Consider the following 25364-nt stretch of genomic DNA (forward strand, 5'->3'; position numbering starts at 1 on the left):
CGGCCGCGCAGAGGGGGTCAGCGCGGCCAGATCGGCGGGTGCGGGGTCAGCGGGGCCAGATGGGCGGGTTGGTGCAGAACGCTCCGCCCAGGTTGGCGTGGTCGGGGTTGCCCGGGTCCAGTTCGCCCTGCGCGGCGATGAGCTTCGCGGCGTACGGCTCCGAGTCGTCCTGCGGTTCGTAGCCCAGCGCCCGGGCGGAGGACAGGTCCCACCACAGGCGGGTGTTGTCCGAGCTGCCGTACACGACGGTGTAGCCGACGTCCGCGGCGGTGAGCGCGGCGTGCAGGAGGCGGGCGCCGTCGGCCGGGCTCATCCAGATGGACAGCATCCGGACGTTCGTCGGCTCGGGGAAGCAGGAGCCGATGCGGATGGCGACGGACTCGATGCCGTACTTGTCCCAGTAGTACGAGCCCAGGTCCTCGCCGAAGGACTTGGAGATGCCGTAGTAGGTGTCCGGGCGGCGCGGGGTGTCGATCGGGATCAGCGGGGCGTCGTCGCCGGACGGGCGGGGCGTGAAGCCCACCGCGTGGTTGCTGGACGCGAAGACGATCCGGCGGACGCCCGCCGCGCGGGCCGCCTCGTAGAGGTTGTACGTGCCCTGGATATTCGCCGCGAGGATCTTCTCGAACGAGGCTTCCAGGGAGATGCCCGCGAGGTGGATGATCGCGTCGACGCCCTCCACGGCCCGGCGCAGCGCGTCCTCGTCGGCGAGATCGGCGATGATCGCGTCCGGGGCGTCGGGGATGGGGATGACGTCGAACAGGCGCAGCTCGTAGCCGTACGCGGGCAGCAGTTCGCGCATCAGGGTGCCCATGCCGCCGGCGGCGCCGGTGAGGAGGATGGTGCGGGGAGCGGGCGCGGACATGGGCGGATCTCCTCCGGACGGTATGTACACGGACGCCGGGCGTATATGTGCACCTTGTTCAGATGCATGGACAACGTAGGGATTGCGGGGGGAGGCGTCAAGGGTGATCGATGCGCGCGCCGCCCCTTGACCCGTACGCGACGGCTGCCATACGGTGTCCGCGTTCATGAATATAGATGCCGATCAGAGACGTGCACGCGACAGGGAGAGCCCGTGACCACAGCCCCCTCAGCCTCGGCATCGTTCGCCGAGCGCCTTGACGGACTGCTGTTCTTCCCCGTGACCGCCTATGGGCCCGATGGCGCCCTCGACCTCGAGGTCTACCGCACCCATGTGCGCCGTGGCATCGAGGCGGGCGCCGGGGCCGTCTTCGCCTGCTGCGGGACGGGGGAGTTCCACGCGCTGACCCCCGAGGAGTTCCACGACTGCGTCACCGTGGCGGTGGAAGAGGCCGCGGCGGTCGAGGCCGCCGGTGGGGTGCGGGTGCCGGTCGTCGCGGGCGCCGGATACGGGACGGCGCTCGCCGTGCACTACGCCAAGCTCGCGGAGCGGGCGGGCGCGGACGGGCTGCTCGCCATGCCGCCGTATCTGGTGGTCGCGGATCAGGAGGGGCTGGTCCGGCACTACACCGCGCTGGCCGGGGCCACCGATCTGGACATCATCGTCTACCAGCGCGACAACGCCGTCTTCGCGCCGCAGACCGTGGCGCGGCTCGCGCGGGTGCCGGGGATCATCGGGCTGAAGGACGGGCTCGGCGACCTGGACCTGATGCAGCGCATCGTGAGCGCGGTGCGGGAGGCGGGGGTGGAGGGGTTCCGTTACTTCAACGGGCTGCCCACCGCCGAGCTGACCGGGCTGGCGTACCGGGGGATCGGGGTCACGCTGTACTCGTCCGCCGTCTTCTGCTTCGTGCCGGAGGTCGCGCTGGCGTTCCACCGGGCGTTGATGGCGGGCGACGACGATGTCGTCAACCGGCTGCTGGACGGCTTCTACCGGCCGCTCGTCGAACTGCGCAACCAGGGGCGCGGATACGCCGTATCGCTGGTCAAGGCGGGCGTGCGGATGCGCGGGCTGGACGTGGGCGAGGTGCGGCCGCCGCTGAGCGAGCCGAGCGCGGCGCACGTCAAGGAGCTGGCCGAACTGATCGAGCGGGGCATGGAACTGGTGGGGGAGGGCGGCGCGCGATGAAGGCCTCCGCCTTTGTGTACCCGTGGGATGTGGTCGGGGATCCGGACGCGGCGGCACGCATCGCCGACCTGGGCGTACGGCAGGTCACCCTGGCCTCCGCCTACCACTCGACGCGCGCCCTCACCCCCCGGCACCCCCACCACCGGATCGTGACGGCGCGGCATGCGGCGGTGCTGTATCCGGTGGACGCGGAGCGGTGGGCCGGGCGCGCGCTGCGGCCGTACGAGCAGACGTGGGTGGCCGGTTCCGATCCTTTCGGGGAGGCGGCGGACGCTCTGACCGGGGCCGGGCTGGAGGTGCACGCGTGGGTCGTGCTGGCCCATAACTCCCGGCTGGGGGACGAGCATCCCGGCACCTCCGTGCGGAATGCGTACGGGGACCGCTACCCGTGGGCGCCGTGCGTCGGGCGGCCCGAGGTGCGCGAGTATCTGGTCGACCTGGCGGTCGAGGCGTCGGTGCGGCCGGGGACTTCCGGGGTCGAGCTGGAGTCGTGCGGTTGGTACGGGCTCGCCCATCTGCACGCCCACGACAAGATCGGTGGCGTGGGGCTGGGGGAGGAGGCGCAGTACCTGATGTCGCTGTGCTTCTGCGAGTGCTGTTGTGCGGGGTACGAGGGGCTGGGAGCTTCCGCGGAGGAGCTGCGGGGCGCCGTGCGGCGGGCGCTGGACCCGGTGTGGTCCGGCGCCGCCGCTCCTGGGGCGCTGGACGCGGACGCCGCCAAGGTCTTCGCCGCGTGGCGGGACGGGGTGGCGAGCGGGCTGCAGCGGGACGCGGTGTCCGCGGTGCGGTCCGCGGCGCCTGGCCCCGGTTTCCAGGTGCTGCTGCACGCGCTGCCTGACCGGCGGCGGGTGGGCGCCAACGTGGGCGTCGACCCGGCGGACGTCCTCGCGCACGCGGACGGGGTCGTGCTGCCCTGCACGGGTGACGCGGCCGCCCGCTCCGCGGTGCTCCCGCCGTTCGTCCCGCACCGGCGGGAGGGGACGGTGCTCGCCGCGAACTTCACGGTGGTGGCGGGGATGGGGGGCCGGCCGTCCTCGCTCGTGGACGACGCTGTGCACGCGGCCGAACTGGGCGCCGACGAAATCCGCCTCTACCATGCGGGGTTGGCGTCGGACGGGGATCTGGCGGAGGTCCGCAAGGCCCTGACCCACCTGGGGTGAGCTGGCTCTCTTTCCTGCGACACCAGCGCGTTCATCGGCTGATGATGGCTCTCTGGTCCACTGGTGACAGGAACGGAGAGCGGAGGAAGCCTTGCACGAGACCATGTTCGGGAGCGAAGACCCGGGACCGGCGGACCGCGTCGACTGTTGGCCGCAGCACGTTTCGCAGGTGCTGCCGGCGGGCGTCTCCATCGACGACACCGCCGCGCTCCAAGTGTCCGCGCGCGCCCTTTCTCTGGGCCCCGTCCAGCTGATCAGGCTGCGCATGCCGTCGATGCGCTGGCACCGGCCACCGAGCATGGTCCGGCAATGCGATCCGGAGCTGTACCAGGTGGCGTTTCCCCAGAGCGGGAGGCTGGACGTCATGTGGTCCGACCACGAGAGCAGCCACACCGCGCAGGAGGTGGTCATCCAGGACACCTCGATCCCCGGGACCAATCGCATGACCGCCGAACCCGGTCACAGCGCGTACCGGGGGACTGCGATCCTGGTACCGAAGGCGCTGATGCCCTTCCCCTCACACCGGGTGAACGCGCTGGCCCACTGCCGCATCTCCGCCCGCGAGGGCATGGGCGCTCTGCTCGCCCACACGGTCGGCCGCATCGCCGCGGACGCGAGCACCTACCGGCAAGCTGACGGGCCCCGGATCGGGAGAGCCGTGGCCGACCTGCTGGCCGCGCTGCTCGCCCACGAACTGGACGCCGACCGCGCCCTTTCGCCCGAGACCCACCGACAGGCCCTGACTTCACGCATCCAGGCGTTCATCCAGCAGCATGTGCACGACCCTGAACTCACTCCCGGTGTCATCGCCTCCGCCCACTCCATCTCCCGCAGCTACCTGCACCGCCTCTTCCAGGGCCAAGGCACCACCGTCACCGCCTGGATCCGCCAGCAACGCCTGGAACACGCCCGCAACAACCTCTCCGACCCCGCGCTGTGCGCCGTCCCCATCCACACCATCGCCACCCGCTGGGGCTTTACCAGCGCCGCCAACTTCACCCGCGCCTTCCGCGCGGCGTATGGCGTATCGCCCAGGGACTACCGCGGTTTGTGGATGTCCGGACCGAGCGGACCCTCCGTCAAGGGCCCGGGGACTGGGCGCTGACGCCCTGTTCTCGCCCAGCCGGTAGATCACATGATCCGAGCCAGCGGGGTCGAACAGCGTGAGAGGCAGCCCCGGCCCACTGCGGGAACTGCGCGTCGACCAGCCGTCTGGCCAGCGCGGCATCGATAGCGGGGCGGGGATCCGCCGTCCTCCCGGTCACCAAGTGCGGCTCCTGTCGTCAGCCCGTTCACTGCCCGTTCAGGGGCGGGGTGCTCTGTCACCGTGCACGGCCGTGTATTCGGCCGCGAGCCACGGCCCCAGGTCGTCGATGAGCATGCCGAGTACCGCCGGATCCGCGGAGGGGGCGCGGCCCGTGGCCGCGGCCACGCGCATCTGCTCGGCGCGCTCGGGGTAGTAACGACCGAAGAGTTCGGCGGACTCGGCGAGGTCGCTGGTCCAGCCGCCCCAGCGAGGCATGATCAGGGTGAAGCCGGTGCGCACGACCTTGCGCGCGGCGAGGCGGCTGAGGGCCTTGCGGTCCGCGTCCGTCGCTGCCTCAGCGGCTCGCTCGCGCCAGCGGGGGAGGGCCAGCCCGAGGTCACCGTTCGTCTCGCGGGCGAGCAGGGCTGTGGGGCGGTAGCGGGGGAGCTGTTCGGCGAGGTCGCTGCCCAGCAGTGGCGTGCACAGGCAAGCGACAAAGAAACCGCCGTCATGACGTTCGCGTTCACTGAGCAGCTCGCGCGCGCTGGACAGAAGGATCCCGACGCCGTTGATCTGGACGAAGGAATGATCGAGAGCGGCCTCGATCGTCTTGGCGTCCGATCGGTCTGTCTCCGTGGGCTCGTGATGGAGAGCGAGAAGCAGGTCAAGGTCGGATACACCCGGAACGGCGGCGCCGCGGGGGATGCTGCCGTAGAGATAGGCGCTGTGCAGCCGGGTGCTGTCGAACAATGCGGTGATCTGGGCGCGGGCGGCATCGATGACGGGGGCGAAGGCTTCAGGCACGCGGTTCAGCGCACCTTCACGCGCGATCGTCCCGTCCGGCTCCAGCCCTCTTCCGCTCATGGGGACACTGTGCCTCGTGCCTTCGTCTGCCGCCGAGCGATTTTCCGTGGCGCCGGAAGTGGCGCCTCAGGTGGTGTGCGGGGGCGTGTCCCGTTGGGGCCAGGACGTGCCGAGGTCCTGGCGCATGGCCGTTTGGGCGGCCTCGGCCGCCGCCAGGTAGGCGCGGATGTACTGGCCGAAGGCGGGGTCTTCGGCGGTGGCGCCGGTCGCCACCAGGTCTCGGAGGTCGCGGACCTTCCAGAAGGCCTGGTTGGTCGGCTCCATCACCTCCCACGGAGCGATCAGCGCCAGCTCGTAGCGCAGCGGATACGCCTTGCTGGACGCGAACGCCTCGTGGGCCGCCCGTCCCGCTTCGTCCGCCGGGCCTCCCCCGCGGGCGATCACGTGCAGGCGCGTGTACGCCTCCGAGAGGGCGGCCATGAACGACGCGTACGCCTGCCGACGCGTGTCCTGGCGGAGCGCTTCGCGTTCCCGGCGCCAGCGAAGGCGGTCGGCGAGGAGAGTCGCTCCGACTCCGATCCCCGCACCCATCAGCGTGTTCACCGGCCCCAACCAGTCCATGGACCCGACCGTACGGTGCCCCGGATCAGCGGTAAAGGTCCGCCGTCGTAGGTTCAGGGCGAAGGGCGTCAGTCCAAGGGGGCGCCGTGGGCGAGGAGTTGAGTATGGACGCGCAGGACACGGCCAAGCGGCTGCGGGCGATCGGTGATGAGCTGGCGGAGCGGTTCTACGAGCGGGACGACGTGGTGCGGACGCTGATCGTGACGTTGCTGGCCGGGCAGCACTCACTGGTGCTCGGGCCGCCGGGGACGGCGAAGTCCGAGATGGCGCGGGAGCTGACGGGGCGGGTCGAGGGGGCGGCGTACTGGGAGATCCTGCTGTCCAAGTTCACCGCGCCGACCAGGATGTTCGGTCCCATCGACGTGGCCGCGCTGGCCCGGGGCGAGTACCGGCAGGTGTACGACGGCCGCGCCACGACCGCGCATGTCGCGTTCATCGACGAGATCTTCAAGTGCTCCACGGCGGCGCTGAACGAGACGCTGGGCTTCCTCAACGAGCGGATCTACCACCCCGAGAGCGGCGGCGAGCCGATCCGGTGCCCGCTGATCGGGGCCATTACGGCCAGCAACGAGCTGCCCAGCGGGGAGGATACGGCCGCGATCTACGACCGGCTGCTGGTGCGGATCGAGGTCGGGTACCTGGCGGACCCGTCCAACTTCGCCGCGCTCGTGCGGTCCGCCGTCAGCCGTCCGGCGGCGCCGGAGCGGACGACGGTGGAGCTGGCCGCGTTGCAGCACGCCGTGGGCGAGGCCGTTCCGGCGGTGGAGGTCCCCGACGAGATCGTGGACGCGGTGTGTACGCTGCGGGCCGCCCTGCGGCGCAAGGAACTCGTCGCCTCCGACCGCCGCTGGCGGCAGGCGGTGGGGCTGCTGCAGGCGTCCGCGTACCTCGACGGCCGCGCGGAGGTCGGCGAGGCCGATCTGTCGGTGCTGACCCATGTGCTGTGGGACTCGCCCGCGCAGCGCCCGACCGTCGAGCGCGAGGTGCTGCACCTGGTCAACCCCGACGCCAAGGAGGCGCTCGACCTGGCCGATGCCATCGAGGAGGTGGAGGCGCAGCTCGACGCCATGGCCGGGCGGTCGCGTGAGGCGCTGAGCGAGTGGGTCATCAAGAAGGCCCACAACCAGCTCGCCATGACGGGCAAGCGGCTGGAGAAGCTGCGCCAGGACGCGGCGAGCGCGGGCCGTTCCACCGCCGCGATCGACCGCGTGACGGGGCGTCAGCGCGCCGTCCGTGCCCGCGTGCTCACCGAGGCTCTGGGCATGGACGCGAACATGGTGCAGGCCCAGCTGTGAGCACCCTCGACGAGCTGGCAAGCCGGGGCGGGAAGTGGCTGGCCCGGTCCGCCGCCGTGCCCCGGCGGCACACCGCGGCGGTGGTCGCGGACCGGTTCGACCGCGTCACGTGGCGCGATACGTACGAGCAGTCGGCCGGGCTGCGGGAGGTGGCGGAGGAGCTGAGCGCGCGCTACGCGTACGCGTACGCCACCGACCTGGTGGCCGATGCGTTCCTCGCCGCGTACAAGGTCGCCCCGCGGGTGCGGGAGCTGGCGGAGATGGACCCCTCGCGGCTGGTGAACCACCAGATCATCACCGCGCTGGTGGAGTCACGGGAGTTCGCCGAGCTGCGCCGGGAGACGGCCGGTGACCCGTACGCCGCCGCCATGGCCGTACTCGCCCAGGCCGGCGCGCTGCGGGGGATGCTGGAGCGGTCCCGGGGGGCTCAGGAGCGGGGGGAGCGGGCGGGGCGGGCGCAGCGGGAGGCTGACGGCGCGGCGGTCGCGGTGGGGGAGGCGCTTCAGCGAGCCGTGGACGGGGCCGGGGAGGGGGACGGGGAGGACGGTGCTGTGCCGGGGCCTGCCGCCGATGCGGTGGGCCGGGCGATTGAGGCCGCAGAGGCGGCGGAGGGTGCCGCGCGGCGGGCCGCCGAGGGTGCCGCGCAGGCCCTCGCGGCGGCGGCCCCCGGCCTCCGCGCCGCCGCGAGGAACGCGGCGGCGCGGGCCGCCGAGGCCGCCCGGGAGGAGACCGCGCTGATGCGGGCGTGGGGGGTTGGCGGTGGTGAGCTGGAACGGCTGCCGTTCGAGCAGCGCGCCCGGCTCGCCGAGCGGCTGCGGACCAGCCGACTCGCACAGTGGGCCGAACTGATCGGCCGCTTCCGGCAGATGGCCGACGGCGAGCGCGCCCGCAAGGTGGAGAACGCCGCCGGGGAGCTGGTCGGCGTCACGCTCGGCGACGACCTCTCCCGCGTCATCCCCTCCGAGCTGGCCAACCTCGGCCTGCCGGAGCTGCGCGCGGTGTTCGCCGCGCGCTACGCCGCCGGGGAGCTGATGCTGTACGACAGCCAGGGCGAGCAGACCACCGGGCAGGGGGCCATCATCGCGTGCGTCGACACCTCGCACTCCATGTACGAGGCCGGGCCGGGTGGGGTGACGCGGGAGGCGTGGGCCAAGGCGTGCGCCCTGGCGCTGCTGGATCAGGCCCGTGCGGCGGGGCGTGACTTCGTGGGGATCTTGTTCTCCGCCGCCGACAAGATCCGGGTCTTTCGCTTTCCGGCGGCCGCTGGGAAGGCTGCGGGGATCGACCGGGTCGACCGGGTGCTCGACTTCGCCGAGACCTTTCTGGGGGGCGGTACGAGTTATCAGGCGCCGCTGTCGGTGGCTGGTGAGCTGCTGGGGGAGGAGTTCAACGATGCCGCGCGCAGACGGGGGGACATTGTGATGATCACCGATGATGAGTGTGGGGTCTCGGAGGAGTGGATGCGGGGCTGGAATGCCGCCAAGGGGGTGTTGGGGTTTCGGGTGTTCGGGGTGGCGGTGGGGGTGCCGCGGGTCGTTGAGGCGGGGTCGGTTCTGGAGGCGTTGTGCGACAACCTTCGCTCTGTCGAGGACCTTGGGGATGTGCATGCGGCGGCGGATCTGTTTCGGGTGATCTAGGCCGGGGGCGTTTCCCCCACCCCGCCCCTACCCGAACCCGGGGCTCCGCCCCGGCCCCCACTGGGGCTCCGGCCCAGACCCCCTTCCGGGGGCTCCGCCCCCCGCACCCCCGCTCCTCAAACGCCGGCGGGGCTGGGGGTGGGGCATCTCCGCCCCCGCACCCCCGCTGGGGCTCCGCCCGGGCCGGCTCCTCACGCGTCGGAGGGGATTGGGCGTGGGCTCTGCTCCTCGGGTGGTCGGGAGGGCACGGTTGTGGGCAATCGTTCCCCGGGCAGAACGGGTGGGTGCGACCCGACCACGGACCCGCACACGCACGCGAACCGTCAGAGCTGGCGTAAGTGGTCGCGTAGGGTTCGGGCCACCTGGGACATCAGCGCTTCCGCTCCGGGTTGGATCGAGGCCGGGACCTCGGACTCCGTCAGGGCCGCGATGGCGAAGGTCTGGCCGTCGGCGTGCTCGACCACGCCCACCTCGTGGCGGAGGTTCAGCAGGGTGCCGGTCTTGGACGACCACCTCGTGGCGTCCGAGCTGAAGTCCGGCGCGAGGCGGTGACGGAGGACGTTGTGGGCCATGAGCGCCCGCACCCGCTCCGCCACCTCGGGGTGAATCTTCGACGGGGTCCACAAGGCCTGGAGCAGGTCGACGTACGAGCGCGCGCTGCCCGTGTTGGCGCGGGTCGTGTCGAGCTGCGGTACTCGGTGTCCGCGGCCGCCCGTACCGGCGCCGATGGCGAGGGCGTGGGCCAGATCGACCTGGGTGGCGTCGAAGCGTTCCACGGGGGTGTCGGACAGCTCACCCATCGTGTGGCGGACGGTGATGTCCCGCAGACCGAACTCGTGCAACAGATCGGCGACCCGAGCGGGCGGGGTCAGGGCGAACAGCGCGTCCGCGGCCGTTCCGTCGCTCAGACAGGTGCTCAGGTAGAGCAGGTCGTCGATCGCCACCCGCGCGGGGTGGCGGAAACGGCTCAGCCCGGTGGGGCCGGGCGTGGTGATCCGCCCGGGGTGGACGTCGAGCAGCGTCGACCCGTCCAGCTCGCCCCGCCGGATGCGTTCCGCCGTGGCCAGCGCGAGCGGGACCTTGACCAGCGAGGCCGACGGCAACTGGGTGTCCGGGTCGATCCCCAGCTCCTCGCCCGTGTGCAGGTCCCGTACGAGCAGGCAGCCGCGCAGGCCGCCGTCGTGCAGCTGCCGCCGCATGTCGTGGAGCAGGGCTTCGGTGTTGTTCACGATCCAGCTTCCGTTCCGGCGCTTCCTGCGCTTCCGGCACCCAGGCAGCGGGCTATGGCCCCGCCCAGGCGCGTTTCCATGTGCTGTGGACTGCCCTCCGCGACGGCGAGCGCGTACCCCCGGCTGAGGGCCAGCTCGCCCACGGGCCGCCAGTGCAGGTCGAGTTCGGCGGCCTGGGCGGGGGAGCAGAGCAGGACGTCCCGCGTGCGGAGGGCCTCCGCCACGGCCGTGGTCAGGTCGGTCGCGGTGACGAGCTGAGCGGGCCGCAGGCCGACCGCGTCGCGCAGCCGGGCCAGCGGATCGCGGATGTGCGGCACGTCGTCCTCCGGCTGGATCCAGACGCGCCGGGCCGGGCCGGAGGAGGCCCGTCCGACCCGCAGTGTCTCCAGGTAGACGCGCCGCACACCGGGATCGACGGCACCGGCGAGTCCGAGCGGCACGGACCACGCCGCGTCGTCCGGCACCACCGCGAGCAGGGCCGCGCGCACCTGTTCGGCATGGAGGAGTTCGCCGCGCCGCGCCGGTGCCGCGACCCGGAGATCCAGGGTGACGCCGAGCCCCCGGGCCTCGGCGACGAGGCGGGCGAGACCGGCCGTGGAGCAGATGCCGGGCACCGCGAGCCGCCACGGCTTGCGCTTGACGGCTTCGGCCTCGTGCAGCAGCACGTCCGCCGCCTGGACGAGCTGCCGGGCCGTCGGCAGCATGTCCCGGCCGAACGGGGTGAGGACGGGCCGCCGCGACGTGCGCTCGAACAGCGGCTCACCGAAGCGTTCCTCCAGGGCGGCGACGCGACGGCTGGCCACCGACTGGGACATCCGGGCGGCGGCCGCTCCGACGGTGAAACTGCCGCATTCGCTCACGCTGACGAACGCACGGCATGCCCCGACAAGATCCATGAATCGCCACTCTATGCCAGCTCGGCTATGCCGAATCCGCATGAAGCGGCGCGTGAGCGTATTGGACCGCATGAGTGCCCGGCGGTGAAGGTGTTCCCGCACTCAAGCATTCACGCACTCATGACACCCACACCCCTGGCTTCCCTTGCCCAGGGGCCGTCTTGGAGGTTGCCCATGCAGTTCACCCGTGCCCGCCGCGCCGCGCTCGGCGCGTTCGCCGCGCTGCTCCTCGTCCCGGTCGTGGCCTGCGGCAGGAACGACCCCGCGCCCGCCGCCGCCTCGACGCCGATCGCGCACAGCACGCCGTACACCGCCGAACTGAAGGCCCTGGAGCGGAAGTTCGACGCACGGCTCGGCCTCTACGCCCTCGACACCGGCACCGGACGCGAGGTGGCCTACCGGGACGGTGAGCGCTTCGGGTTCCACTCCACGTTCAAGGCGCTCGCCGCCGGGGCCGTGCTGCGCACCCACTCCCCGAGCCAGATGAACAAGGTGATCACGTACTCCCGTGACGACCTGATCGACAACTCGCCCATCACCAAGAAGCACGTCGACACCGGGATGACCCTGCGCGAGCTGTGCGACGCCGCCGTCCGCTACAGCGACAACACCGCGGCCAACCTGATGTTCGACGCGCTCGGCGGGCCCAAGGGGCTCGAACGCGAGATCAGGAAGGTGGGCGACGACGTCACCCGGCTGGAGCGCGTCGAGCCCGAGCTGAGCAAGTGGGTTCCGGGCGAGACGCGGGACACCACCACGCCGCGTGCGCTGGCCAAGGACCTGCGCGCCTTCGCCCTCGGAGACGTCCTCCCCAAGCCCGAACGCGCCCAGCTGACGACGTGGCTGAAGACCAACACCACCGGGGACGCCCTCATCAGGGCCGGGGTGCCGAAGGGCTGGGTGGTCGGTGACAAGACGGGGAGCGGCTTCTTCTACGCCGCCCGCAACGACATCGCCGTGGTGTGGCGCCCCGGCGCCGCGCCCCTCGTCATGGCGGTCCTGACGAACCGCTCCGGGAAGGACGACGAGCACGACGACAAGCTGATCGCGGAGACGGCGTCGGTAGTGGCCGACACACTGTCCTAGCGCTTAGCGCTTAGCGCTTAGCGCTTAGCGCCTAGCTCGGCTCCAGGCCCGCGTCCCGCAGGACGCGGGCCACGGTGTCGTCAAGGCCGCTCGTCGCGGGGATGACGGTTTCGCTGCCGTCCGGCAGCAGGTCCAGCGGGCGGTACCAGCGGCGCAGCTCCGCCTCGCCGAACTTGGCCGCCAGCGGCTTCGTGGCGTGGCGGCGCACCGTTTCGGCGAACGGGACGTCGAGGTAGTACGCGTGGGTCGCGCCCCGGTGGTCCTGGCGCAGGGCATCGAGCATCGGGGCGTAGCGGGCCGCGTGCAGGATGCCCTCGACCACCACGTGGTAGCCGTGGTCGAGGGCGTAGCGCGCGACGGTGTCGATGAGCCCGATGTTCGCGCCGTCCGGGACGTCCCGCTCGCGCAGCACGTCGCGGCGCAGCGTGTCCTGGGCGACCAGGGCGAGGCCCCGCCCGTAGCGGGCGCGCAGTTCGGCGGCGACGGAGGATTTGCCGGACGCGGAGTTGCCACGCAGCAGGATCAGCCGCGTCGTGGAAGAGCCCGCCATCATGCCCGTCGTCATGCCAGCCAGCATGCCAAACGCGTTACTCGCGCGAAAAGTTGAAGTTTCGTCAGGACCGTTGACGAATCCGTGGAGCCGCCCTAACTTCATCGCGTCGTACTTCGTACGTCATATATGAGACGCGATACGTGAGATCTGAGAGCCCCCATGGACATCGCCCCCAGCCCGATTCCGTCCCGTACTCAGTACGTGCTGGAAGCGGTCAAGCACGCCATCCTCACGGGACGGCTGCAACCGGGGCAGCCGCTCGTGGAGACCGAGCTGGCGGCCCAGTTCGGGGTGTCGAAGACGCCGGTGCGGGAGGCGCTGAAGACCCTGGCGGGCCGGGGGCTCGTGGTGATGAGCGCGTACAAGGGCGCGACGGTGCGGACCGTCGACACGGCCATGGCGCGCGCCGTATACGACGTACGGCTGCTGCTGGAGCCCGAGGCGCTGCGGCGGACCGTCACCGCGCGGGCGAGCCTGGCGGCGGCGGGGGCCGCGCTGGAACGGTCGGACGCGGCGGCCGATCAGGCCGACCGGTCGCTGGCCAACCGGGACTTCCACCGCTCGCTCTACCTCCCCTGCGGCAACCCGCTGCTGACCCGGATGCTCGACGAACTGCGCGACCAGGCGGCGCTGGTGTCGGCCGTCGCCTGGCAGGCGGTGCCGTCCTGGGAGCGGGAGGCGCGGGAGCACCGGGAGATCCTGGCCCGCGCGCACGACGGGGACGCCGACGGCGCCGCCCGCGCGCTGCACCACCACATCTCGTCCTTCGTCCAGCGGGCCTTCCCCGACCCGGACACACACTAGAGAGGGTCCGCATGGACTTCACACCGCTGAGAACCGCGCTCGCGGACGTCGTGGCGATCCCGGTGACCCCGTACGACGCCACCGGCGCCGTCGACCGGACCACCTACCGCGTCCTGCTGCGCAGGCTTCTCGACGGCGGCGTACGGGCCGTCACCCCGAACGGCAACACCGGGGAGTTCTACGCCCTCACCCTGGAAGAGCGGCGGCTGTGCACCGAGCTGAGCGTCGAGGAGGCGGCCGGCCGGGCCGCCGTGCTGGTGGGGGTCGGGCAGGACGTGGCGACGGCGGTGGACGCCGCGCGGCACGCCCGCGAGACCGGGGCGCAGATGGTGATGGTGCACCAGCCGGTGCATCCGTACGTGTCACAGGACGGCTGGGTCGACTACCACCGCGAGATCGCCGAGGCGGTCCCGGAGCTGGGCGTGGTGCCGTATCTGCGCAACCCGCTGATCGAGGGCGAGGCGCTGGCCGGTCTCGGCGAGGCGTGCCCGAACGTGATCGGGGTGAAGTACGCGGTCCCGGACGCGGCCCGCTTCGCGGCGTTCGCCCGGGACGCGGGGCTCGACAGGTTCGTATGGGTGGCCGGGCTCGCCGAGCTGTACGCGCCCTCGTACTGGTCCGTCGGCGCCACCGGCTTCACCTCCGGCCTGGTCAACGTCGCCCCGAAGCTCTCGCTGGACATGCTGGGCGCGCTGCGTGCCGGGGACTACGCGGCCGCGATGAAGGTGTGGGAGCAGATCCGGCCGTTCGAGGATCTGCGGGCCGCCCGGCAGTCGGCCAACAACGTGACCGTGGTGAAGGAGGCGCTGGCCGCGCTCGGCCTGTGCCGCCGCGACGTCCGCCCGCCGAGCCGCCTGCTGCCGGAGCCGCAGCGTGCCGAGGTGGCCGCGCTGATAGAGGGATGGGCGCTATGAGCGGCGCCGGCGCGGTGAGCGGAGGTACGGGCGGTGCCGCGAGCCGCCCGCGCAGAAGACCCGAGGAGCTGCGCAGCCACCAGTGGTACGGCACCGAGGGGTTACGCACCTTCAGCCACCGGGCCCGCACCCGCCAGCTCGGCTACCTCCCCGAGGAACACCTCGGCAAGCCGGTCATCGCGATCCTCAACACCTGGAGCGACATCAACCCCTGCCACGTCCACCTGCGCGACCGCGCCCAGGCGGTCAAGCGCGGGGTCTGGCAGGCGGGCGGATTCCCGCTCGAATTCCCGGTCTCCACCCTCTCCGAGACCTTCCAGAAGCCGACTCCGATGCTGTACCGGAATCTGCTGTCCATGGAGACCGAGGAGCTGCTGCGCTCGTACCCGGTGGACGGCGCCGTGCTGCTCGGCGGCTGCGACAAGTCCACCCCGGCGCTGCTCATGGGCGCCGCCACCGCCGATCTGCCGACCGTCTTCGTGCCCGCAGGGCCGATGCTGCCGGGGCACTGGCGCAACGAGGTGCTGGGCTCGGGCACCGACATGTGGAAGTACTGGGACGACAAGCGCGCCGGGCTCATCGGCGACTGCGAGATCGCCGAACTGGAGCGCGGCATCGCCCGCTCGCCCGGCCACTGCATGACCATGGGCACCGCGTCCACGCTGACGGCCGCCGCCGAGGTGCTGGGCGTGACCCTGCCGGGCGCCTCGTCCATCCCGGCCGTCGACTCCGGGCACGAGCGGATGGCCGCGGCCTCCGGGATGCGTGTCGTCGAGCTGGTCTGGCAGGACCTGCGGCTCTCCGAGATCCTCACCCGGGACGCGTACGAGGACGCGGTCACCACCGTGCTCGCGCTCGGCGGCTCCACCAACGCCGTCATCCACCTGATCGCCATGGCCGGGCGCTCGGGGGTGCGGCTCACGCTCGACGACTTCGACCGGATCGCCCGTACCGTGCCCGTCCTCGCCAACCTCCGCCCCGGCGGCCGGTACCTGATGGAGGACTTCCACTTCGCCGGGGGACTGCCCGGGTTCCTCTCCCGGCTCACCGACCGGCTGCATCTGGACCGGCCCACCGCCGCCCACACCACCCTGCGCGAACAGCTCGACGGCGCCCTCGTGCACCACCCGGACGTCATCCGGCCGCGCGACAATCCCCTCGCCGAGGAGGGCGGAGTGGCGGTGCTGCGCGGCAACCTGTGCCCGGACGGCGCGGTCATCAAGCACATCGCCGCCGATCAGCACCTGCTCAAGCACACCGGGCCCGCCGTCGTCTTCGACGACTACAAGACGATGCAGGCCACCATCAACGACCCCGCCCTCGGCATCACCGAGGACACCGTGCTGGTGCTGCGCAACGCCGGTCCGCTCGGCGGGCCCGGCATGCCCGAGTACGGCATGCTGCCGATCCCCGACCACCTGCTGAAGAAGGGGGTGCGGGACATGGTGCGGATCTCCGACGCCCGGATGAGCGGCACCAGTTACGGCGCCTGCGCGCTGCACATCGCGCCCGAGTCGTACATCGGCGGACCGCTCGCCCTCGTCCGCGACGGCGACCTGATCACGCTCGACGTGGCGGCGCGGGTGCTGCGGCTGGAGGTGGACGACGCCGAGCTGGAGCGGCGCCGGGCGGCCTGGACGGCCCCGCCGCCCCGCTACGAACGCGGCTACGGGGCGCTCTACCAGGAGCAGATGACCCAGGCCGACACCGGCTGCGACTTCCGCTTCCTGGCCCGGGACGGCGCGGTGCCGGAACCGTACGCGGGCTGAGGGCCAGACCCCGCAAAAAATTTTGCACGGTATCTCGAACAACGTACGGAAAGCGCTTCCTGGCCGGTGACTCACCGCAGTAAGCGCTTCCCCCTGAGAACGGAGAAGCAGTCATGGCCAACGCCGTGGCGAAACGTACGGGAGCGACACCACGCCGCCTCCCGTACCTGCTGATCGCCCCCGCCGGGCTGCTGATGCTGGGCTTCATCGCCTATCCGATGCTCAGCGTCCTCTACTACAGCCTGCAGAACTACAACGTCACCAAGCCCTGGCGGAACGGCTACGCGGGCTTCGACAACTTCACCCGCATCTTCACCGACGACCCGCAGTTCTGGGACGCGCTGGCGTTCAGCGGCAAATGGGTCGTCACCGAGGTGCTGCTGCAGCTCGTCCTCGGCGTCGCGCTGGCCCTGCTGGTCAACCAGACCTTCATCGGACGCGGCATCGCCCGCGCCCTGGTCTTCTCGCCGTGGGCCGTCTCCGGGGTGCTGACCACCACCATCTGGATGCTGCTCTACAACCCGTCGACCGGCGTCAGCCGCTATCTCGCGGACGCCGGGATCGGTACGTACGGCACCTCCGTGCTCTCGGACACCGGCACCGTGTTCTGGGCCGCCGTCCTCGCCGAACTCTGGCGCGGCGTCCCCTTCTTCGCCATCCTCATCCTCGCCGACCTCCAGTCCATCTCCAAGGACCTCTACGAGGCGGCCTCGGTCGACGGCGCCGGGCGGGCCCGGCAGTTCTTCCACATCACGCTGCCGCACCTGAAGGACGCCATCGTGCTGTCGACCCTGCTGCGCGGGGTGTGGGAGTTCAACAACGTCGACCTGCTCTACACCCTCACCGGCGGCGGACCCGCCGGGCAGACCACCACGCTGCCGCTGTACGTCGCCAACACCGGGATCAACGGCCATGACTTCGGCTACGCCTCCGCGCTGACCACGGTCGCCTTCGTGATCCTCCTCTTCTGTTCGATTCTCTATCTGCGCCTGAGCAAGTTCGGAGGCGACACCAAGTGAAGGCCGCACTCGCGGAACAGGACCACCGGTCCGAGGCCGCCCCCGCAGCCCCCGCCTCGCCCGCCGCCCCCGGCAAGCGGCGCGGCCGCTCGATCGACGACGGCGTACCGCGCTGGCAGATCTACGCGCCGCTGGGCCTGTATCTGCTGTTCACCCTCATCCCCTTCTACTGGATGCTGCTCTTCGCGCTCCGCCCGGCGGGTTCCACCTCGCTGGTGCCGTGGCCGGTCACCGGGGAGCACTTCGCGAAGGTCTGGAACGAGCGCGCCTTCGGGACCTTCTTCCAGAACAGCATGATCGTCGGCGTCGCTTCGCTGCTGATGACGACGGTGGTCGCGCTCGCGGGCGGCTACGCGCTCGCCCGCTTCGACTTCCGCATCAAGAAGGGCTTCATGCTGGCCCTGCTCGCCTCGCAGTTCATCCCGGGCGCGCTGATGCTGGTACCGCTCTTCGAGATCTTCAAGAACCTCCAGATGATCAACTCGCTGGGGAGCGTGATCATCGCGGAGACCGTCTTCCAACTGCCCCTGTCCATCATCCTGATCAGCGGCTTCATCAGGAACGTGCCGGTCTCCCTGGAGGAACAGGCCTGGGTGGACGGCTGCGGGCGGTTGCGGGCCTTCGGAGCGGTGGTGCTGCCGCTGCTGCGGCCGGGGCTGATCGCGGTCGGCTCCTTCGCCTTCGTCCACAGCTGGAACCACTTCCTGTTCGCGCTGATGTTCCTCAGCTCGCAGGACACACAGACCATCCCGGTCGGCCTCAACACCCTCATCGGTGCCGACAGCGTCGACCTGGGGGCCCTCGCGGCGGGCGGGGTGATCGCGGCGGTGCCGGTGGTCATCGTCTTCGCCTTCATCCAGAAGTGGCTGATCACCGGCTTCAGCGCGGGCGCCGTCAAGGGCTGACCCCCGGTCACTGTTTACACGGACAAGCGGACAAGCGGACAAGCGGACGAGAGGACAAGGAGGTCCGAGCATGCGCACGACGCACCAGGGGGACGCACCCGTGCCCGTCGTTCTCGCGGGCGCGCGGGGACACGGCCGCTGGCACCTGGAGAACATCCGGCGGCTGGCGGGGGAGGGGCTGGTGCGGCTGGCCGGGGTGTGCGAACTCCGGCCGCTCGACGCCGAGGAGCTGGGCGACGGCTTCGGCGCGCCCGGGGCCGGTTCCGCATCCGGTTCCGGGCCCGAGCAGTCCGGGGACCTCGGTGCGCTGGTGGCCCGTACCGGCGCCCGGATCGCCGTCATCTGCACCCCGATCCACACCCACGCCGACCTCGCCCTCACCGCCGCCGAGCAGGGGGCGCACGTACTGCTGGAGAAGCCGCCCACGCCCTCGTACGCCGAGTTCACCCAGCTGCGCGACGGGCTCGCGGAGCGCGGCGCCGCGTGCCAGATCGGCTTCCAGTCCCTCGGCTCCCACGCCGTGCCCGCCATCCGGAAGCTGATCGCCGACGGCGCCATCGGGACCGTACGGGGCATCGGCGCCGCCGGGGCCTGGTCGCGCGACGAGACGTACTACACGCGCGCCCCCTGGGCCGGGCACCGCACCCTGGACGGCCGTGACGTCATCGACGGCGTCCTCACCAACCCCCTCGCCCACGCCGTCGCCACCGCCCTGCGTATCGACGGCGCCGACCGCGCCGAGGACATCACCGCCCTGGAACTGGAGCTGTACCGGGCCAACGACATCGAGGCCGACGACACCTCCTGCCTGCGGGTGCGGACCTGCTGGGGTACGACGATCACCGCCGCCGTCACCCTGTGCGCGGAGGAGCCCGGCGAGCCGTACGTCGTCGTCCACGGCGAACAGGGCCGTATCACCTTCTGGTACAAGCAGGACCGGGTCCGGGTCGAGTGCGCGGGAGCGCCCCCCGAGACCACCCTCTACGAGCGCACCGACCTGCTGGCGAACCTGGCGGCCCATGTGCGCGACGGCACCGAACTGCTCGTCCCCCCGGACCGCACCGGCGCGTTCATGCGCGTCGTCGAGGCGGTCCGTACCGCCCCCGCACCGGTCCCGCTGCCCGTGGACGCCTGGCGCACCGAACCCGGTGCGGGCGCCTCCTCGGCCGCGAAGCGGCGCGTCGTCACCGGCATCGACCAGCTGGTCGCCGCCGGGGCCGAGCGCCTCGCTCTGTACTCCGAACTGCGCGCCCCCTGGGCCGCACCCCCCGCGGAGGTCCCGCACCCATGAACGCACCCATGAACGCACCCATGAACGCACCCTTCACCAACCGTCCCCCCTGCACCGTGCTGCGCCACGAGAACCGGCCCGTCGGTACGTACGTCCACCGGCCGCAGCTCGCCGGGACGCTCGCCCCGCGTCCGTATCTGCACCCGGTACGGACCCTCGGCGGCATCACGGTCACCGATCTGCGCACCGGGAGCCACCCCGCCGCCCAGCTGGGTGTGTCCATGGCCGTACCGGACATCGCCGGGCGGAACTTCGGGGGCGGACCGAGCCCCGTCACCACCTACGGCAGCCAGCGCCATCTGGGCTGGCTGCTGCGGGACCCGGACGGCTTCGTGGAGGAGCTGGCCTGGAGCGCGGGCGGACGGCAACTCCTGCTGGAGCGGCGCACGGTCGCGGTGCGGCCGCTGTCGGCGGAGTGCTGGGCGCTGGACTTCACCACGGCGCTCACCAATGTGACCGGGCAGGACGTCACCGCGTCCGGCGGCGGCTTCTTCTGGAGCGCGCCGCGCCGACCGCAGCCGCCGCGGGCCTTCAGCGCGGGCCGCGAGGGCGAGGCCGCCGTGCACGGGCGGCCCGCGGACTGGGTGGCGCTCGCCGCCGAGGACTGGACGCTGGTCTTCGCCGGGGCGACCGGCGAGACCCGGTCCGCGCCCTGGTACGTCCGCACCGGTGACCACCCCGGGGTCGGCTCCGCCCTCGCCGCCCCCGAACGTCCCCTGACGATCGCCCCCGCCGACACCGTGACGCGGCGCGTCGTCACCGCGGTCGCGGACGGCTGTCTGGAGCGGGACGAGGCGGCGCGGATCGCGGGACAGCTGTCGGACAAGGGGGCCGCCGTATGAGCGGGGGTACGGGCGGGCCGCTGTGGCGGGCCGACCTCGGGGACGGTACGTACCGCAACCCCATCCTCAACGCCGACTGGTCCGACCCGGACGTCGTGCGCGTCGGCGACGACTACTACCTCACCGCCTCCAGCTTCGGACGCGCCCCCGGGCTCCCGATCCTGCACTCCCGGGACCTCGTCAACTGGCGCATCCTCGGCCACGCCCTGGACCGGCTCGAACCCGCCGACGCCTTCGCCCTCCCGCGTCACGACTGCGGCGTCTGGGCGCCCAGCATCCGCCACCACGACGGCCGCTTCTGGATCTTCTGGGGCGATCCGGATGCGGGTGTCTACCAGGTCAACGCCCGCGACCCGCGCGGCCCGTGGAGCGCCCCGCACCTGATCAAGCCGGGCAAGGGGCTGATCGACCCCTGCCCGCTGTGGGACGAACACGGCAACGCCTTCCTCGTCCACGCCTGGGCCAAGTCCCGCTCCGGCGTCAACAACCGGCTCACCGGGCACCGCATGAGCCCGGACGGGCGGGAACTCCTCGACGAGGGCCGGATCATCGTCGACGGCGACGCCATCCCCGGGTGGTTCACCCTGGAGGGCCCCAAGCTCTACCGGCGCGACGGCTGGTTCTGGATCTTCGCCCCGGCGGGTGGGGTCGAGACCGGCTGGCAGGGCGCGTTCCGCGCGCGGGACTTCTTCGGCCCGTACGAGGAGCGGACGGTCCTGGCCCAGGGCCGCACCGACGTCAACGGCCCGCACCAGGGCGCCTGGGTCGACACCCCGGCGGGCGAGGACTGGTTCCTGCACTTCCAGCAGCGCGGGGCGTACGGGCGGGTGGTGCACCTTCAGCCGATGGGGTGGGACGACGCGGGCTGGCCGGTGGTCGGCGACGAGGGCGAGCCGGTGTCCTGGTACCGCAAGCCGAAGGGCACGGCCGCCGAGCCGTGTGCCCCGGCCGTCGACGACACCTTCCCCCATGGCCGGTACGGCCCCCAGTGGTCCTGGACCGCCAACCCGGCGCCGGGCTGGACGACGGCCCACGACGGCCCCGGCCTGTGGCTCACCTGCCACCGCCACGAAGCGGTGGACGACCTGCGGGGGTTGCCGAACGTCCTGGTGCAACGACTCCCCGCCGAATCCTTCACGACCACGGTCGACCTGGCCCTGACGAGCGAGGCCGTGGGTGCCCGGGCCGGGCTGGCGGTGCTGGGCGACGCGTTCGGCTGGATCGGCCTGGAGCGGGCGGCGGACGGCGTCCGCCTGGTCCACCGCTTCGCCAGCGTCACCGCCGAGCGTGAGCGCGACGCGGAACACCCCCGCCCGGCCCCGGCGGGCTGGGCCCGCCTCCGCGTCGAGGTGTCGCCGGGCGCCCGCTGCCGCTTCTCCGCCGACACCGGCGACGGCTTCCGCCCGTCGGGCCCGGTCTTCGCGGCCACCCCCTGGCGCTGGGTGGCCGCCCACCTGGCCCTCTTCGCCACGGCCCCACCAGGCCAAGGCGCCTCGGGCCACGCGGCCTTCACCGACTTCCACGCGACGCCTGGCCAGGAGTGATGGAGATGTCCCCCACCCCGCCCCTTCCCGAAACCGGGGGCTACGCCCCCAGCCCCCCACGGGGCTGCGCCCCGTCCCCCGCCGGGGCTACGCCCCCGGCCCCCCCTCGGGACTCCGCCCCGGACCCCCACGGTGCTGCGCCCCAGCCCCCGGCCCACCCGGCGGACTCTACACGGGGCCGCGCCCCGGACCCCGCTCACGCCTGCGCCCCGGGCCGTGCCGGAACCGCGTCCCCAGGTGCTCACGGGGATGCGCCCCGGGGCGGGCTGGGGCCGGGGCCTGCCAAGGTTGTGGGCAGGCGTTCTGCGGGGCGGAACGGGTGGGCACAACCCGGCCCGCACCGGGCCACGCACCGGGGGCACGACGGCGCTCATACCGGCGGCCACCAGCCCGCGGGTCGGTCGCGTACACCGGCCACGATGGCGCTCACCCTGGCGGCCACCCTTCTCGTGGTCCTCGGCGGCGCGCCCAGCGCGAACGCAAGCGCACACCGGCAAACCCTGCGCGTCGCCGCCGACGGCACCGGGGACTTCCGTACCGTCCAGGCCGCCATCGACGCCGTACCGTCCGGCAACGACAAGCCCGTCACCCTCGCCATCGCCCCCGGCACCTACCGCGAACAGGTCCGCATCCCCGCCGACAAACCCCACCTCACCCTCCTCGGCACGGGTCGGCACCGCGCGGACACGACCATCGTCCACGACACCCCCGCCGAGTACGGCGGATCCACCGGCAGCGCCACCGTGCTCATCGCGGCGAGCGACGTCACGGCCCGCCGCCTCACCTTCGTCAACGACTTCGACGAGGCGGCTCACGACCTCAAGGGCGAACAGGCGCTGGCCATGAAGACGACCGGCGACCGGATCGTCTTCCGGGACACGGCCTTCCTGGGCAATCAGGACACCCTCATGACGGAGAGCCCGAAGCTGACGACGAACAGCCGGGTGTACATCCGCGACGCGTACATCGAGGGCGACGTCGACTTCATCTACGGCCGCGCCACCACCGTCATCGAGCGCTCCACCATCAAGGCCCTCACCCGCGGCAGCGACACCAACAACGGCTACATCACCGCCGCGAGCACCTGGAAGAACAACCCGTACGGCTTCCTGATCACCCGCAGCCGCATCCTCAGCGACGCGCCCGATCAGACCTTCCACCTCGGGCGCCCGTGGCACCCCGGCGGGGAGCCGGACGCGATCGCCCAGGTGCTCATCCGCGACACGTACCTCCCCGCCGCGGTCAAGTCCGCCCCCTGGACGGACATGAGCGGATTCCCGTGGCAGGAGGCCCGCTTCACCGAGTACCGCAACACCGGACCGGGCGCGGCGGGGCCGGACCCCGCCGCGACACGGCCGCAGATGGACGAGGCCGACGCCGCGGACCACGAGGTCGCCGACTACCTCGCCGGGGCGGACGGCTGGGCACCCCAACACCACACCAGGAGATGCGCTTCATGAGCAGAGCCACAGCCACTCGCACCGCCGCGGCCGTCGCCGCCGTCCTCACCCTCGCCCTCACCGCCACCGCCTGCGGCGACGACGGATCGTCCACCGGCGAGGAGGGCTCCGGCAAGGGCACGATCACGTTCTGGGACAACAACGGCGGCCCCCGGACGAAGGTCTGGAAGAAGATCATCGCCAAGTTCGAGGACAAGAACCCGAACATCAAGGTCAAGTACGTCCCGATCCCGATCACCAACGTGCAGTCGAAGTACGACACGGCTATCTCGAGCGGCGGGGACAGCCTCCCCGACGTCGGCGGCGTCGGCACCGCGTACCTGGCGAACCTCGCCGCCCAGGGCGCCCTGGACCCGGTCACCGACCGCATCGAGGACAGCTCCCTCAAGGGCAAGCTGATCAAGAACATGGTGGAGAGCGTCCGCGCGGCCGGAGGCGACGAGAAGGAGCTGTTCTCCGTCCCGACCTCCGCCAACCAGGGCACCCTCTGGTACCGCACCGACCTGTTCAAGACGGCGCAGCTGCCCGCCCCGACGACCTGGGACGCCTTCTACAAGGCCGCCGACCAGCTGACCGACAAGGGCAAGAACAAGTTCGGCTTCACCCTGCGCGGCGGCGCGGGCTCGGTCGCCCAGGCGCTGGACATGATGTACGCCCAGTCCGGCATCTCCTCGTTCTGGGACGGCGACAAGACGACCCTCAACGACCCCAAGAACGTCGCGGCGCTGGAGAAGTACATCGCCCTCTTCAAGAAGGTCACCCCCGCCGCCGACTTGAACAACGACTTCGCCAAGATGGTCGCCCAGTTCGACCAGGGCGACATCGGCATGCTGCAGCACAACCTCGGCTCCTACGTCGACCACGTGAAGCAGCTCGGCAAGGACAAGATCGCGGGCATACCGCTGCCCCCGTCCCAGGCCGGATCGGCCCGCACGATCGTCTCCAACCCGGTCGACGGCCTCGGCCTCTTCAAGGCGAGCAAGAACAAGGCGGCCGCCTGGAAGTTCATCGAGTTCGCGGCCTCCCCGGAGATGAACAGCCTCTGGAACGAGGACGTCGGCGCGATCCCCGCCAACATCGGCGCCGCCGATGACGCCTGGATCAGCAAGGCCCCGCCGACCAAGGCCGCGCTGGAGTCGCTGAACGACCCGCAGACCAAGGTCGTCCAGCTGCCGTACTACCTCCCGGACTGGAACAACATCAGCAAGGCCGAGAACGAGCCCAGCTTCCAGAAGGTGCTGCTCGGCCAGATGACCGCCAAGGCCTTCTGCGACAAGGTCGCGAAGGAGCTGAACGCGGCACAGGCCGAATGGAAGGACCACCAGTAGCGGCGGTCCGGCCCCTGAACCGGCGTACGGGGCGGCCGCACCGCACCGGCGGCCGCCCCGTACGCCCCTTGCGAAAGGCATCCACCGAGCCCATGTCCCTGACCCGAAGACACGCGGCCGCCTCCCTCGCCGCACTGCCCCTCACCCTCGCCGCCACCGGCACGGCCCAGGCGCACTCCCGCCCCCGCTCCCGCATCACCGTCTACCTCGCGGGCGACTCCACCGCCGCGACCAAGCAGCCCACCGCCGCGCCCGAGACCGGCTGGGGCATGGCCCTGCCGTTCTTCCTGGCGGACGACCGCTTCACGGTCGCCAACCACGCCGTCAACGGCCGCAGTTCCAAGAGCTTCTACGACGAGGGGCGGCTCGCGCCCATCCTGGCCGCCCTCCGCCCCGGCGACCTCCTCCTCGTCCAGTTCGGCCACAACGACGAGAAGACCGAGGACCCGGCGCGCGGTACCGATCCGCAGACCACGTATCCGCAGTACCTGCGGCGCTACCTCGACGGCGCGCGCGAGCGCGGCGCGCGCCCCGTGCTGCTGACCTCCGTGGAGCGCCGTAAGTTCGACGCGGCGGGCAACGCCCTGCCCACGCACGGCGCGTACCCCGACGCCGTACGCCGCCTCGCCCGCGTCGAGGGCGTGCCGCTGCTCGACATCCAGGCATCCAGCATCGCGCTGTGGCAGCGGATCGGGCCGGAGGCCACCCAGGGCTACTTCAACTGGCTGGAGCCGGGGGAGTCGCCCAACTACCCGGCCGGGCGCCAGGACAACACCCACTTCCAGCCGCACGGCGCGATCGAGGTGGCCCGGCTCGTCGCGCGGGAGCTGGCGGCCCGGCGGGTGCTGCGGCCGCGCGACATGCGGCGGCTGGACACCGCGATCCCGGACAGCTGGATCAGCTGGTAG

General features: G+C 71.8%; 22 protein-coding genes and 2 pseudogenes. 17 read left to right on the plus strand and 7 right to left on the minus strand.

The window, feature by feature from the left end; translation table 11 throughout:
* Positions 1 to 46: 46 nt before the first annotated feature.
* On the minus strand, positions 47 to 865 hold the full coding sequence (locus ACZ6CL_RS21740) for an NAD-dependent epimerase/dehydratase family protein (RefSeq protein ID WP_468937782.1): 819 nt from the start codon (positions 863 to 865) through the stop codon (positions 47 to 49).
* Positions 866 to 1078: 213 nt separating this feature from the next.
* Between ACZ6CL_RS21740 and ACZ6CL_RS21745 the strand changes: the two genes are divergently transcribed.
* The 3 genes from ACZ6CL_RS21745 (at position 1079) to ACZ6CL_RS21755 (ending at position 4318) form a co-directional block, all read left to right on the plus strand.
* Entirely contained in the window at positions 1079 to 2053 is a 975-nt protein-coding gene (locus ACZ6CL_RS21745; RefSeq protein ID WP_468937783.1) for a 5-dehydro-4-deoxyglucarate dehydratase, read from the plus strand.
* Positions 2050 to 3213: a hypothetical protein gene (locus ACZ6CL_RS21750; RefSeq protein ID WP_468937784.1), complete on the plus strand. Its 1164-nt coding sequence runs from the start codon at positions 2050 to 2052 to the stop codon at positions 3211 to 3213. Before ACZ6CL_RS21745 ends, ACZ6CL_RS21750 begins: the two co-directional genes overlap by 4 nt.
* A gap of 91 nt (positions 3214 to 3304) precedes the next feature.
* Positions 3305 to 4318 (plus strand): helix-turn-helix transcriptional regulator, encoded by a 1014-nt coding sequence (locus tag ACZ6CL_RS21755; RefSeq protein ID WP_468937785.1) that lies wholly within the window; start codon positions 3305 to 3307, stop codon positions 4316 to 4318.
* A 9-nt stretch (positions 4319 to 4327) separates the two neighbouring features.
* On the opposite strand, the pseudogene ACZ6CL_RS21760 reads toward ACZ6CL_RS21755, so the two are convergent.
* From ACZ6CL_RS21760 to ACZ6CL_RS21770, 3 genes and pseudogenes are all read right to left on the minus strand, one after another.
* Positions 4328 to 4481 (minus strand): annotated as a pseudogene (locus tag ACZ6CL_RS21760) (phosphotransferase); the annotation flags it as partial.
* Positions 4482 to 4516: 35 nt separating this feature from the next.
* Positions 4517 to 5323 (minus strand): nucleotidyltransferase, encoded by an 807-nt coding sequence (locus ACZ6CL_RS21765; RefSeq protein WP_468937786.1) that lies wholly within the window; start codon positions 5321 to 5323, stop codon positions 4517 to 4519.
* Positions 5324 to 5389: 66 nt separating this feature from the next.
* A complete protein-coding gene (locus ACZ6CL_RS21770; RefSeq protein WP_468937787.1) occupies positions 5390 to 5884 on the minus strand; it encodes a hypothetical protein in 495 nt (164 codons plus the stop codon).
* Positions 5885 to 5988: 104 nt separating this feature from the next.
* Between ACZ6CL_RS21770 and ACZ6CL_RS21775 the strand changes: the two genes are divergently transcribed.
* Together ACZ6CL_RS21775 and ACZ6CL_RS21780 are read left to right on the plus strand one after the other, a co-directional pair.
* Positions 5989 to 7179 carry an AAA family ATPase gene (locus ACZ6CL_RS21775; protein ID WP_468937788.1) on the plus strand — a complete coding sequence of 397 codons (1191 nt, stop codon included), beginning with the start codon at positions 5989 to 5991 and terminating at the stop codon, positions 7177 to 7179.
* Complete coding sequence (locus tag ACZ6CL_RS21780; protein WP_468937789.1) at positions 7176 to 8816, plus strand: VWA domain-containing protein; 1641 nt, start codon at positions 7176 to 7178, stop codon at positions 8814 to 8816. Before ACZ6CL_RS21775 ends, ACZ6CL_RS21780 begins: the two co-directional genes overlap by 4 nt.
* 323 nt (positions 8817 to 9139) lie before the next feature.
* Here ACZ6CL_RS21780 and ACZ6CL_RS21785 read toward each other — a convergent pair whose 3' ends face one another.
* Both ACZ6CL_RS21785 and ACZ6CL_RS21790 read right to left on the minus strand, forming a co-directional pair.
* Positions 9140 to 10015, minus strand: a complete 876-nt coding sequence (locus ACZ6CL_RS21785) for a serine hydrolase (RefSeq protein WP_468937946.1) — start codon at positions 10013 to 10015, stop codon at positions 9140 to 9142.
* Between the two features lie 26 nt (positions 10016 to 10041).
* Positions 10042 to 10941, minus strand: a complete 900-nt coding sequence (locus ACZ6CL_RS21790; RefSeq protein ID WP_468937790.1) for a LysR family transcriptional regulator — start codon at positions 10939 to 10941, stop codon at positions 10042 to 10044.
* A gap of 174 nt (positions 10942 to 11115) precedes the next feature.
* Between ACZ6CL_RS21790 and bla the strand changes: the two genes are divergently transcribed.
* Positions 11116 to 12027: a class A beta-lactamase gene (gene bla / locus ACZ6CL_RS21795; RefSeq protein WP_468937791.1), complete on the plus strand. Its 912-nt coding sequence runs from the start codon at positions 11116 to 11118 to the stop codon at positions 12025 to 12027.
* Positions 12028 to 12058: 31 nt separating this feature from the next.
* Here the strand turns inward: bla and ACZ6CL_RS21800 are convergent, their stop codons facing one another.
* The gene (locus ACZ6CL_RS21800) at positions 12059 to 12592 is read right to left on the minus strand and encodes a kinase (protein WP_468937792.1); all 534 of its coding nucleotides are present in this window, start codon (positions 12590 to 12592) and stop codon (positions 12059 to 12061) included.
* Positions 12593 to 12739: 147 nt separating this feature from the next.
* Between ACZ6CL_RS21800 and ACZ6CL_RS21805 the strand changes: the two genes are divergently transcribed.
* The 11 genes and pseudogenes from ACZ6CL_RS21805 to ACZ6CL_RS21855 all read left to right on the plus strand — a co-directional run bounded on the left by ACZ6CL_RS21805 (position 12740) and on the right by ACZ6CL_RS21855 (position 25364).
* Positions 12740 to 13384, plus strand: coding sequence for a GntR family transcriptional regulator (locus ACZ6CL_RS21805; RefSeq protein WP_468937793.1), 645 nt, complete (start codon positions 12740 to 12742; stop codon positions 13382 to 13384).
* Between the two features lie 11 nt (positions 13385 to 13395).
* The gene (locus ACZ6CL_RS21810) at positions 13396 to 14298 is read left to right on the plus strand and encodes a dihydrodipicolinate synthase family protein (protein WP_468937794.1); all 903 of its coding nucleotides are present in this window, start codon (positions 13396 to 13398) and stop codon (positions 14296 to 14298) included.
* Positions 14295 to 16067: an L-arabinonate dehydratase gene (gene araD / locus ACZ6CL_RS21815; protein WP_468937795.1), complete on the plus strand. Its 1773-nt coding sequence runs from the start codon at positions 14295 to 14297 to the stop codon at positions 16065 to 16067. The genes ACZ6CL_RS21810 and araD overlap by 4 nt, the downstream gene beginning before the upstream one ends.
* Positions 16068 to 16180: 113 nt before the next feature.
* Positions 16181 to 17086 carry a carbohydrate ABC transporter permease gene (locus ACZ6CL_RS21820; RefSeq protein WP_468937796.1) on the plus strand — a complete coding sequence of 302 codons (906 nt, stop codon included), beginning with the start codon at positions 16181 to 16183 and terminating at the stop codon, positions 17084 to 17086.
* The gene (locus tag ACZ6CL_RS21825; protein WP_468937797.1) at positions 17083 to 17991 is read left to right on the plus strand and encodes a carbohydrate ABC transporter permease; all 909 of its coding nucleotides are present in this window, start codon (positions 17083 to 17085) and stop codon (positions 17989 to 17991) included. Before ACZ6CL_RS21820 ends, ACZ6CL_RS21825 begins: the two co-directional genes overlap by 4 nt.
* A gap of 70 nt (positions 17992 to 18061) precedes the next feature.
* The gene (locus tag ACZ6CL_RS21830; protein WP_468937798.1) at positions 18062 to 19282 is read left to right on the plus strand and encodes a Gfo/Idh/MocA family protein; all 1221 of its coding nucleotides are present in this window, start codon (positions 18062 to 18064) and stop codon (positions 19280 to 19282) included.
* 20 nt (positions 19283 to 19302) lie between these two features.
* Positions 19303 to 20124: a DUF6807 domain-containing protein gene (locus ACZ6CL_RS21835; protein WP_468937799.1), complete on the plus strand. Its 822-nt coding sequence runs from the start codon at positions 19303 to 19305 to the stop codon at positions 20122 to 20124.
* Positions 20121 to 21668, plus strand: a complete 1548-nt coding sequence (locus ACZ6CL_RS21840) for a glycoside hydrolase family 43 protein (RefSeq protein WP_468937800.1) — start codon at positions 20121 to 20123, stop codon at positions 21666 to 21668. The genes ACZ6CL_RS21835 and ACZ6CL_RS21840 overlap by 4 nt, the downstream gene beginning before the upstream one ends.
* Positions 21669 to 22195: 527 nt before the next feature.
* Positions 22196 to 23128 (plus strand): annotated as a pseudogene (locus ACZ6CL_RS21845) (pectinesterase family protein); the annotation flags it as partial.
* On the plus strand, positions 23125 to 24456 hold the full coding sequence (locus tag ACZ6CL_RS21850) for an ABC transporter substrate-binding protein (RefSeq protein WP_468937801.1): 1332 nt from the start codon (positions 23125 to 23127) through the stop codon (positions 24454 to 24456). The pseudogene ACZ6CL_RS21845 and the gene ACZ6CL_RS21850, both read left to right, overlap by 4 nt.
* A 92-nt stretch (positions 24457 to 24548) precedes the next feature.
* Positions 24549 to 25364, plus strand: coding sequence for a rhamnogalacturonan acetylesterase (locus tag ACZ6CL_RS21855; protein WP_468937802.1), 816 nt, complete (start codon positions 24549 to 24551; stop codon positions 25362 to 25364).

It is taken from the genome of Streptomyces sp. NPDC041200 (assembly GCF_055591805.1).